The organism is Streptomyces sp. UH6, assembly GCF_013421635.1.
Classification (GTDB): domain Bacteria; phylum Actinomycetota; class Actinomycetes; order Streptomycetales; family Streptomycetaceae; genus Streptomyces; species Streptomyces abyssomicinicus.
This window is the reverse complement of the sequence record NZ_JACADT010001346.1, coordinates 1-1,191: the sequence shown is the minus strand read 5'-3', so window position 1 is coordinate 1,191 and position 1,191 is coordinate 1. Positions and strand designations below refer to the sequence as shown.

Below are 1,191 nucleotides of genomic sequence, written 5' to 3'. Positions count from 1 at the left end.
GGCCGACGGAACGGCGGCGCGGGTCAGCCGGCCGTGACGGTCAGGTTGTCGGTGCGGAAGTCGAGGCCGCCCGGCGACGAGGTGATCTCGAAGCCGAACTGCACGTCGCCGATGGTCTCGTCGCCCATCCAGCGCTTGGTGTCCTTGATCCACCGCAGGATGGGCAGCATGTCGACCGTCCCGGAGGTGGAGCGGGAGGTGCGCAGGAACGAGAAGACCTGGTTGGAGCCGTTGTCGCCCTTGTACACGTTCCAGGTGTGTCCGCCGAGCGTCACCGTGCCCTGGGAGGAGCCGAGCGGGCCGACCGGGCCGTACTGGTTGACCCAGAGCATGATCTCGTAGTCGTGATCGGTGTCCCAGATGTCGTACGAGGTGTTGTACGCCCCCGCCGACGGCACGCTCACGCTGTAGCTGCTGGTGAGGGTGCGCAGCGAGGAGATGCTGCGGTTCACCACCTTCTTGGAGTTCGGGTAGGACTTGATGCCGCCGGTGTTCGGGTGGTCGGCCCACACGCCCCAGTTGGTGCCGGAGTTGGCCCAGAAGCACTGGGCGCCGGAGCCGGAGCCCCAGATGTTGTTGTGGAGCGTGTAGCCGTTCAGGCCGGTGTTGCCCCACTGGTCGCAGGAGCTCCAGACGGCGGCCTGCGCGGGGGCGGCGGTGAGTCCGGTGGTGATGCCCAGGGCGAGGGCGGGCGCCAGCAGGGCCCGGGCGATGCTGCGGAGGGTGCCTGTTGCCATGGTGTTCCTTCCATGGGTGGGGGGAGCCTGGAGGTCACCGCGCCGTCAGGGTGAGGACGCGGTCTTCACCGGCGACCAGGTCGAGGAACCCGGCGCCGGCCGAAGTCCTGAGTTCGATCCGGAGCGTGCGGGTGGGGCGCAGGACGGCGGTGACGCCGTCCGGGCTCCAGGTGAGGTCGAGGACGGCGCCGAAGCGGGTGCGCACGCCGTGCAGGGAGCCCCGGGGGTACCCCGGCGGCGGCGCGGGCAGCAGGACCAGCCTGCCGGGCGTGGACTGCGCCAGCGCCTCGATCAGCACGGCGGGCAGGGCGTGGGCGGCGTCGGCGTTGTAGACGTCGCGGCGCGGGTAGTGCGAACTCATCAGCGAGGCGTGGAAGTAGTCGCCGTGCAGGACCCGGCCGAGCGCGTGACCGACCCGCCCGCCGTCCCGGAGCCGGGCGGCGACCAGCGCGTG

General features: G+C 71.0%; 1 protein-coding gene and 1 pseudogene. Both read right to left on the bottom strand.

Annotated elements, in window-relative coordinates; genetic code table 11:
- Positions 1–23 precede the first annotated feature (23 nt).
- Complete coding sequence (locus HW445_RS31775; RefSeq protein WP_180224226.1) at positions 24–737, bottom strand: hypothetical protein; 714 nt, start codon at positions 735–737, stop codon at positions 24–26.
- A gap of 34 nt (positions 738–771) precedes the next feature.
- A pseudogene (locus HW445_RS31770) lies at positions 772–1,191 on the bottom strand (hypothetical protein); the annotation flags it as partial.